This is a genomic window from Methanococcoides seepicolus (assembly GCF_023684405.1).
GTDB classification, from domain to species: domain Archaea; phylum Halobacteriota; class Methanosarcinia; order Methanosarcinales; family Methanosarcinaceae; genus Methanococcoides; species Methanococcoides seepicolus.
In genome coordinates this window covers 1-9,941 of record NZ_JAGSOI010000077.1, presented here as the reverse complement: position 1 = coordinate 9,941, position 9,941 = coordinate 1, and the positions used below count along the sequence as shown (strand labels likewise).

The following is a 9,941-nucleotide window of genomic DNA, read 5'->3' as shown; positions in this document are numbered from 1 at the left end:
GATTGAACAACAAGATTAAGACTGCTTTTAAGAGATCGTACGGGTTGAAGACAGAAATGTATAGGGATACAATGATATTCTTGATGGCAGGTAAACTGAGTTTACCCACTCGATGTTAAAGAGAACCATATTTATTATTGCTTTAATCATTCATGCATTATCTTTATAGTTTATATATGTTGTACAAATACCAAGTTTTATATATGTTAGTGGCAACACATATTCTTCTATGTAATATATTTAGTTAGAAATTATCCAACTATTCAACTCATGATATAGGTGATCTGGCAATGAAAAGAAAAATGAAACTTGTGAATGACTCCAGAGCAGTGTCTCCGGTTATAGGCGTTATGCTTATGGTGGTAGTTACTGTGGTTCTGGCTGCTGCAGTCAGTTCTTCCTCACAGGGAATACTTGATGGAACAGAGCAAACACCTTCTGCTGTTTTCAGTGCTGAGATTGTGAAAGATATAAATGCAAAAATGGGACCAACTGAGGGGACCATGTCGTATGTCAACATAAAGCATATTTCCGGTGATTCAATAGACACTAAGGACTTGATGATTATCACAGAAAACCCCAAAGCCCGTGGAGGCAATGGTTTTAGAGAAATATATCCAAATCAAGTGAACACTTACACAGGAAATTATAATGGCACAGCACCGATGTGGAATCAAGGAGGTCTTTTCCAAAGCCAATCAGATTCCTTCTTTGGAGAATATTCACTTGAACCAGGGAGAAGCATGATGGCAGATGATTGGTCTAATTACAAGATGGAAGCTGAATGGGAATATAGTGAAGAAAGTGAACAATGGGATTATTTATGTGATGGTTTTGAAGTTGAGCCAGAGAATGGTCAGATAATATCAGGAATGCACGCAATGTTTGCAGATTGGGACAGTGTTGAAAGCGGAGATCATCTTAACATAAAAATTATACATACTCCAAGTCAGAAAGTAATTTTTGATTCAGATGTGAGGGTGATCTGAATGTTTCCTTCCAGATCATTTACAAACGACAAAAGCGGAGTAAGCCCCGTTATCGGTGTTATGCTGATGATAGTTGTAACAGTTATCCTTGCTGCTGCTGTTAGCTCATTTTCCGGAAGTATTGCAACTAAAAATGATGTTCCATCAGCTACGTTCAAAGCATCAGCATCATTTTCAGAACAGAACATTACAATTGAACATCTTGGTGGCGATCCGATATATAAGAATTTTGTCAAATTTGAGATCAGCTATGGTCGACCCACAATGTCCAACTATGTGGACAAATCGAATGTGACATTCTATCCGAAAAATGGCAAAGATTTTGCAGAAGATGTGCTCGGGCCAGGAAAAGTGGCAAAGATCAGTTTTCCCATTAAAGCCCTCGTACCAGGTGACGAATATGCTAACGTTGCCGAACAAATGATAGCTATCGGACAACCTTTCGAGATAAAAGTCATTGATCGTGAAACCGACCTGGCAATATACTCTACAAAAATCATAATGGGGCCTTGATCATTTAGAGGGTTCCATTTTGATTTTTTTTGTGAGAACGACTGATATCTTAGAACTTATCAATTATGAAAGAAATTGTTGCTAATATCAAAAACTATCTCTCTACCGTCGACCCAAATTTGAAAAAGCCCTCCTTTTCAAGCTTTTTTGAATTACTGGATCTTAAGAAGAGAAGTTTATCAAAGGGACATGATGTTTCTGATAGCCATAATCTCTTAAATGAAGATCTGGTATCTTTCACTGTACCGGAAGGTCACAAAGAGATAGAAAAGTACTGGGTGGATGAACCCTATTCATTTGTATCGATCCTGTATGACACTATCCGCAGTGACACCAAGTATGTCGTGGTCGAGCCAAAGCTCAACAGGTTCGAGAAGACCCTCCTTGAAGAGGTCATAATGATGCTTGAGGACGTTTTGACCTTAAGGGGTGTTGACAATATAGATGAGTTCGAAAAGGTCGACAGATCTGAACTTTTAAGGCAAAAAACAGCCGGGATTCTTTCAGAATATTCTAAACTTGATACCAGATCGTTTGAAAAGATATTCTACTATGTAAAACGTGACTTTGTAGAGTTTGGTAAAATCAGTGCCATAATGCGTGATCACAGTGTAGAAGATATATGGTGCAATGGAGTGGGCATTCCTATCTATGTTTATCATTCCGGATATGGTGATCTGCCAACGAACATCGTATTCGATACGGACGATGAGCTTGATTCCTTTGTCATGCGTATTGCGCAGCAGGGTGGGAGACATCTGTCCAAGTCCAACCCGATCCTTGATACGGTCATGAAAGAAGGATCCCGTATCAATATAACCTATGGCCATGACATAAGCCCCAAGGGCAGTTCTTTCAGTATACGCAGACAGAAGAAGGTCCCGCTTACACCTCTGGATCTTATTGCATGGAAAACGTTCTCAGCTGAAATGATGGCATATTTCTGGCTCTGTATGGAGAACCGCAAGAATATATTGCTATGTGGTGGAACTGCAACGGGCAAGACATCTGCTCTGAATGCTATTTGTATGTTCATTCCTCTGAACATACGTATTGTGACCTTAGAGGATACGCGTGAGATCCAGCTTCCTCATGAGAACTGGATTCCGACCGTGACCAGAGATGGTGTTTCCAGCATTGATGCTGCGACCATAGATCTGGAAGACCTGCTCCGTGCATCCCTCAGGCAAAGGCCGGAATATCTCCTTGTTGGGGAAGTAAGGGGCAGGGAGGCCGAGATATTGTTCCAGGCAATGAATGCCGGCCATGCAACCTGTTCGACCTTCCATGCCGGAACGCCCAAAGAAGTTATCAACAGGTTCACGAACCCACCGATCAATGTGCCTGCTGCAATGTTCACTGCTCTTGATGTGATATGCATGTTGAGCAATTCCTATGAAAATGGAGCTGAAAAAAGAAAAGTCTCAGTGGTTGCAGAGGTTACGGGTGTAGGTAAAGACGTTCATACAAAAGATGTATTCCACTGGGACTTTGTGGCAGATGGTTTAAATTTTGCAGGTTCTGGTGTACTCGATGACATCCGGAGACGCAGGGGCTGGAGTGCCGAAGAAGTTGAAGATATCCTGGAAATGCGTGCAAAGTTCCTGGTAAAGCTAATTGAACGTGGTATTCGGGACTATGATAGTGTCGTTCGCTGGATCAATGCATATTGTAAAAACCCTGTCGACACGATGTCACTTCTGGATGGGGATGGTTCCGATCCCATGCATTCCATACTCTCCGGGAATTGCCTTCTGAATATCGATGAATGCGAAAACGAAATGCTTGTCTCACAGGGGATATAATGAGTTTCATCAGTCGTTATGTGAGAAGGAATCCTGGCAAATATGGTGATCTCCAAATGTCCATCAGGTCTGCAAGGATGGATATGCATTATTCCACTTTTTATGAGAAGGCTGTATCATATGGAGTTCAAACATTTCTCCTGCTCTTCATTTTTTTCTTTTTAACTCCCTACATGTTTTTGACACCATATTTCTCAATCCTGGAGCCATACAGTTCGATCATTGTTTCTGATATTGTTTTGGCACTTGTTCCCCTTGTGATCGGGTTTGCAGTTTTTCGCCTTTATCTCATGTATCCTGCTTTTACAGCAAATTCACGCAAAACGAAGATCGACATGGTCCTTCCCTATGCCGCATCATTCTGCTTTGGAATGAGTAAAGGTGGTTCATCCATATACGAGATATTCAAGGAACTGATGAAGAACCCGCACATCTATGGTGAGATTGCAACAGAGGCATCATATGTTGTCAGGGATGTGGACATGATGGGTAAAGACCTTGTCACTGCAATAAAGAACACTGCAAGTGTAAGTCCTTCACCTGTCTTTAAAGACTTTCTGGAAAACCTGATCCCGATGATGGAAGGTGGAAGTAATATCCACCATTATTTCGAACTAAAGACTGATCAGTATTTTGAACATGCAAGAAAGACACAGGAGATGTTCCTGAAGACACTTGAGCTGATCTCAGAGGTCTATGTTGTAGCCTTTGTGGCAGTTCCGATCTTTCTTCTAATAACTCTTGTGACTATAGGACTGCTCAATCTGGAACAGGCACCTTACCTTTTTCAAGCTCTTTATATCGGATTGCCAATAGGATCAATTGCACTGATAATATTGCTGGATTCCATATCTCCCAAAGAAGATCTTGGGATGAGGTATGTCGAGAAGGTCGTCTTGCGAAAATCCATGTCTATAGATGAAGAAGAGATAAATGAAAATGAGTATGCAACGAAATTAAAATTCTACAACAAGAAGAAACTCTATAAGAAGATATTAACGCAACTGAAAAATCCTCTTGAACCTATCCTCCGAGAGCCACTCAAGGCCTCGGTCATAAGTCTTCCTCTTATGCTGATACCATTCATCTATCTTGATCTAAGCATCAACAAGCAGATTCTCCTCTCTGCACTTCTTGCACTTCTTCCAGTGGCAGCAGCTTATGAATATAAGATGAGGACGCTTGCAAAGCTCGATAAAGCGGTTCCGGATTTCCTTCGTCGTCTTGCAGAGATCAACGAAATGGGTCTGACATTGAATAATGCAATAGGCATGCTATTGAAATCGGATATAGGTCGTCTTTCAGGAGAAATAAACAGGGTATGGCTTGACATGGAATGGGGGGGAGAGATGAAAGATGCACTGGTACGTTTTGAGAACCGTATCGGAACTCCTTCATTAAGGCGTGCGGTCACTCTTATTGTAAATGCCAGTGTTGTAAGTGAGGACACAAGGGATGTCCTCTTGATCGCTGCAGAAGATGCTGAGAACATGTTGTCTTTGAGAAAACAAAGACTTGAAACCAGTATTATTTACATCGCAACTGTATATCTCGCATTTGGAACATTTCTTTATGTTTGCTATTCTTTCTCTACCCAGTTCCTCCCTTCTGTTACCAGTCTTGGGGGACAGAATTTGCTTGATGTGGAGCACATAAAGACGACGATGTTCAATACATGTGGAATACTTGGCTTTTTTTCAGGTCTTATACTTGGCGAAATGGCTGAAGGTAGCATCCTGCATGGATTAAAACACTCCATTCTTTGTTTGTTGTTGACATATGCATCCTTTACTATACTAATGGGTTATTGAGTGGTGATAAAAAATGGTCTCAGAGATTATTGGGGAAATGTTGAAACTTGCGATAGCAGTAACGCTGGTGTCCGTGCTCTCAATGGCAGTATATGGAAATATGCCTGATGAAAGGGTGCCTTATATTGAGATTGAAATAACCAATGTAACGTCATCTTCGGCCGATATAACGCATGTTGGTGGTGATCCGGTACATTCCACATATATAAAAATTCTGGTCTCCAATGCAAGTGGGACATACCCTGAAATAAAGCTGAATGATGGATACTCCGTATGGAAGATGAACCGAACCTCAGGTTCATGGGAAAATGATACTTATATGGAATACTGGAAGTTCGGTGATACGCTTCATTTGAATACCAGCCTTACGAACATAACAAAAATTTATGTAGTACACCCCAGAGCAGTTCTTGCAACAGCAGAGGTGAGGCCTGTATGGTAATTGCTTTGTTCCGTGACCGTCAGGCAATAACAGCGGTGGTATCAGTACTTCTTGTTCTGGTAGTTCTCACAACCTTTGTTACGGCTATACGTGCTTATTATATTCCTGCTCTTGCTGCAGAGCACGAGATCGATCATATGCAGGAGGTTCACAAAAGCTTTAGTGAATTTGCTGCAAAAGCATGTTCTGACACTTCAAGTGGTGTAGTTCACATTCCTCTTGGGGACGGTGGGTTGCCTTTTTACTCCTCGCTTTCTTCGAGTGGGATAATAACTCTGGATCCGGGTGGCAGTAGTATCAATATATCCCTGGAAAACATTTCTGAGGTAAGTAAGGATGTAGAAGGTTTCACTACTATCCACAATATCACGAATGTTTCATCCTTAAGGATGTGGACCGATGATCTGGAACCGGGTGAGTATACGGTCTTTATCAATAATAATACTGAGAACAGGACTTCAATATTTGTGTATCCAGACGGTGGCTTGGTAACTAGAACATATTCAAATAACAGCTCCATTGGGCTGAGGGAAATAAGATCTGGAAATCTGGGCGATTCTCTGATACTCGGAAACACGTTTGGTATGGACCTTTTGAACATGAACCAATCTTATTTTCCCGTGATCCTGAACAACACTTACAATGACCCTGAAGCTTTTCCTTTCTCTTTGACCTTTAATGGTTCCTTCCAGGTAAGTTACAAACCTGTGAACGAAACGTTGAACGTTAGTACGGGATATTTCAAATACAGGGCATCCAATAATTATTGGATCGATCAGGAGCTGATCTTTGAGAATGGTGCAGTGATACTGAAACAAGGGCGTAACTCAGAGATAAGGTCCTATCCGTTCATGTCCTTTGAGAACAATGGTTCCCTGCTACGTATGTCTGTGTTCAACATCACCGGCAAAAAGTCCAGCCTCAGCGGGAATGGGAATTCGATAGTCACTCTTCGGGTTGTTGGCAGTGAGGATCATATTTATTCCAATGTTAGCAACATACGTATGAATATGAGATCAGAACAGGCAGATGCATGGAAAAAATTCATGATATTAACGGATAATAATGCGAGTATCGAGAATAATACGGTTTATTCTTCTTTCCATAATAAAACAGTATGGATAACAACAAGGGAGGTTGAGGTAATCCTCCCTTGATATTTAGGATTTCTTTATTGCTTGTAGCGATTTTCAATATTGGGGGTCAGGCATTTGGAAGGATCTGTTCAATGGCTCTAAACCTCGATCTCTATATCCGGTCGAGCTTCTTCTTCTTTTTTTTCATTGATCCCGTGCTTGGGTTAAGGTTCTGGAACCAAACACTTGAATTTGTAGAGGATCTCCCTCACAATCGTTAACATCGATTCTTATATTTTTCATTCGATGTCGATTTGTCGTGGTTCTTTAAAATCCATATAATTGATGTGTAGTTGTAAGTGAACAAATTACTACCTGACTCGGAGGCAATCTTTCTCTTCTATTGACCTGTTCCAGGCCTTCGAACAACTGAACGGTCACATCGACTGTCTTATCCTGAAGAATTTATGTTCATGGGAACTCAAGACAGGATATTTATTTTGTTAGAAAAAACGATATCAAAAATGTAGCTATGTAAAAATAAAAAAGAATTAAAAGGAGACTAAACTGTCTCCTTTCGAGTGTTTTTCGCTTAGTCTTTTCTTCGTCTGAGATACATGCCAACAACGACAATAGCGCATGTTCCTAGAACGCCATCCATCATAGGCACGTTCCTGGCATTTTCTTCATTGTCCTCCGTCTCAGATTCGACACTTGGAGCTGTTGTTTCGGACTCGACAGATGTGGTCTGGTCACCAGATGGCGTACTTTCCTCTTTATCCTGTGCTTGCACTTCTTCTTCAGTATCTGTAATTTCAGTAATGCTGCTGATGATGCTGGCTCTTGAACTGCTACCACCACCTGAGGAATGTCTTGGTGTTTCTGGGACTTCAGCTGGTTCTTCTGGGACATCTGCTATTGCTGCATAGATGGAGAAGTGTGATACTTCTACAACCCAGAATTCTTTATCACCAATGACAACGACCTGTGTCTCATTGTCGAGTGGCTCCCATTCGGATGTTGTTTCATTGTAATAACGGATGCTAACATCGTGTTTATTTATTGTTTCAGGGAAGTCTTCTGGTATTGGTATTCTGATCGTAGCATTCTCCATCTTTTCTGTAAGATTACTATCAAGTTCTACATTTATGAAATGGAATCCTACATATTCATCTGTCAGATTTGCCATTGGTTCCATACTTTCTGTCACAACAATGCTAGCACTGGTGATGTTCGCAGCATTGAATGCGATGGATGTGCCAAGCGTACTGTTGTTGAATTCTACAGTTCCGTTTACAAATTCTACTGTTCTTATAATGGCTGTATAATTACTCATGCCAATGTTGCCTGCAGTGTCAGTACCAGTTACACTGACATTGAATGTATTTTCACCGTCAAGCAGGAATGATCCGGTCCACATAAGATCGCCGTTAGGAACAATCACTATTGGATTAGGATTAACATTTACTTCTAATTCTGCAATGTTTTCAGAAGATGTTACATCAACCATTCCATGAGTGCTATTATGGGTGAAAGTTGAATAGATCACAGGTGCAATTGTGTCAAGCACGATCTGTGTTGTCTCAGTATCTGTGTTACCTGTGGTGTCGGTAGCAATCACTTCAATCGTGTTTATTCCCTCTTCAAGTGTCAGGTTTGCTGAGTATGTGCCATCTCCAATTGTAGCGTTTATGCCATTTACTGTGATCTGGTCAAGGTGCTTTTCTACAAAAGTACCTGTGATCATTATATTGTTCACATTTGTTGGAGTTGCAACTTCATCGATAGTGACCACAGGGGCGATGTCATCAATAATCTTAAGTGTGTCCTGAACTTCATAGGACCAATGTCCGATATCGTTCTGTACCTTGAAGTAAATGGTATGTGTTCCGATCGAAAGATCTGAAGTGCTGAAATTATCAGAGGTGCTTAACGGACCATCAATACTGGATGTCCAGTTGTAGCCTACAACAGCGCCATCGTCATCCTCTCCGCTTCCGTTGAATGTGACCTCCTCACCTTCAGCAGCCGGGTTCGGTGTGATTGAGATCAACGTTGCTACAGGGGATATTTTGTCAATAACATTGATAGTCACGGTAGCCTTTACATCCCATTCGTTCAGTGCCCATGTAACAGGATCGTCACTTGCGAGGATAAGCTCAACAACATCGCCATGTTCAACGACAGTCTCTGCCACTCCGGTCATGGAATAAGCACCGTTCAAATAGAGGTGCCAATAGTTACTTTCGTTATCCCAATCAGCCGCATAGCCGCCTATTGAATCAACCATGCCATTATCAGCAAAACCAATTTCCATTCCTGTTCCATTAAGTGCTCCAAGAGCAGTTCTCTCATCCGGATAAAGTGAAACGGTACCACTGTAGACTTCAACTGTGTCTCTGGAAACAGTAATCAGGTCTTCTTTTGTTTCAGTGTCTTCTCCATATGAATTGTTTGCCTTAAGGGAAACTGTATAAATTCCGGGGTTTGTGAATTCATACACAGGGTTTTGTTCAGTTGAATCGATGATGCTGTCATTGTTAAAGTCCCATGCCCATGTATCAGTATTTGTCGAGAGGTCGTTGAACTGGACGGTCAAAGGTTCAATTCCTGAAGTAGCATTTACCTCAAAGTCAGCTTCTGGAAGCGGGGGGGTTGGTCCTGTTACGGTTAGTTGTGTCTGTCCGGTTGTGGCTATTGGAGTTATTTCATAACCAGATGCTGCTCCTGTGATCGTGTAGGTTCCGCCGAATGTTGATTCAGGTATCTCTAGTTGGTATGTAATACTACGGGTAAATCCTGCTGGGTACTCTGAAGACCATATCCATTCGGAGGTGTTGGATTTGAATTCAGCTATGTAATCTTTTTGCCATGAAACCGTCCAGCCATCTGGAACATCTGCTTGATATGTGGGTGCTGTTACATTAGTGTTCGTTGTCCACTGAACAGTCACATCAATCGTATCACCAGGATTGGCTGTGCTCGCAGAAAGTGATTGTGTTGCTGTTATCTCATTTCCAGTAGATGCCGCGGCTGGAATGGATAATAACATCAATGTTAATAAGATAATAGTTATTTTGTTAAAAAACACGTTTGTTTTGTTTCTCTCCATCTGTTCTCACCTATATATATCATAATTATAATTGGCATTGGTATTTAAGTAGAGTTTTTATGTTATTAGGACCTATATTTATGCATGAACTGTCCCAGGTGCAAGAGCTCCAATCATAAAAAGAACGGTAAAATCGATGGACGTCAACGCTACAAATGCCATGATTGTGGGTATAACTATTCAGTGGAGATTA

Annotated in this window: 8 protein-coding genes and 1 pseudogene; 8 read left to right on the top strand and 1 reads right to left on the bottom strand. The window is 41.2% G+C overall.

All coding sequences use genetic code 11. The features are described from left to right. The 7 genes and pseudogenes from KDK67_RS12715 to KDK67_RS12685 all read left to right on the top strand — a co-directional run. A pseudogene (locus tag KDK67_RS12715) lies at positions 1-119 on the top strand (site-specific integrase); the annotation flags it as partial. A gap of 171 nt (positions 120-290) precedes the next feature. Then, on the top strand, positions 291-989 hold the full coding sequence (locus KDK67_RS12710) for a type IV pilin N-terminal domain-containing protein (protein WP_250869180.1): 699 nt from the start codon (positions 291-293) through the stop codon (positions 987-989). Further along, positions 990-1,502 carry a type IV pilin domain-containing protein gene (locus tag KDK67_RS12705; RefSeq protein WP_250869179.1) on the top strand — a complete coding sequence of 171 codons (513 nt, stop codon included), beginning with the start codon at positions 990-992 and terminating at the stop codon, positions 1,500-1,502. A gap of 65 nt (positions 1,503-1,567) precedes the next feature. Then, positions 1,568-3,307, top strand: a complete 1,740-nt coding sequence (locus KDK67_RS12700) for a type II/IV secretion system ATPase subunit (protein WP_250869177.1) — start codon at positions 1,568-1,570, stop codon at positions 3,305-3,307. After that, positions 3,307-5,118, top strand: coding sequence for a type II secretion system F family protein (locus KDK67_RS12695; protein WP_250869175.1), 1,812 nt, complete (start codon positions 3,307-3,309; stop codon positions 5,116-5,118). Before KDK67_RS12700 ends, KDK67_RS12695 begins: the two co-directional genes overlap by 1 nt. Positions 5,119-5,131: 13 nt before the next feature. Beyond that, on the top strand, positions 5,132-5,560 hold the full coding sequence (locus KDK67_RS12690) for a type IV pilin domain-containing protein (protein ID WP_250869173.1): 429 nt from the start codon (positions 5,132-5,134) through the stop codon (positions 5,558-5,560). Next, a complete protein-coding gene (locus tag KDK67_RS12685) occupies positions 5,554-6,717 on the top strand; it encodes a hypothetical protein (protein WP_250869172.1) in 1,164 nt (387 codons plus the stop codon). The genes KDK67_RS12690 and KDK67_RS12685 overlap by 7 nt, the downstream gene beginning before the upstream one ends. Before the next feature lie 511 nt (positions 6,718-7,228). Here KDK67_RS12685 and KDK67_RS12680 read toward each other — a convergent pair. Next, positions 7,229-9,748: a PKD domain-containing protein gene (locus tag KDK67_RS12680; protein ID WP_250869171.1), complete on the bottom strand. Its 2,520-nt coding sequence runs from the start codon at positions 9,746-9,748 to the stop codon at positions 7,229-7,231. A gap of 84 nt (positions 9,749-9,832) precedes the next feature. On the opposite strand from KDK67_RS12680, the gene KDK67_RS12675 reads away from it, so the two are divergent. Then, positions 9,833-9,941 (top strand): transposase-like zinc-binding domain-containing protein (locus tag KDK67_RS12675; RefSeq protein WP_420846926.1); only part of this gene is annotated, 109 nt, incomplete at its 3' end.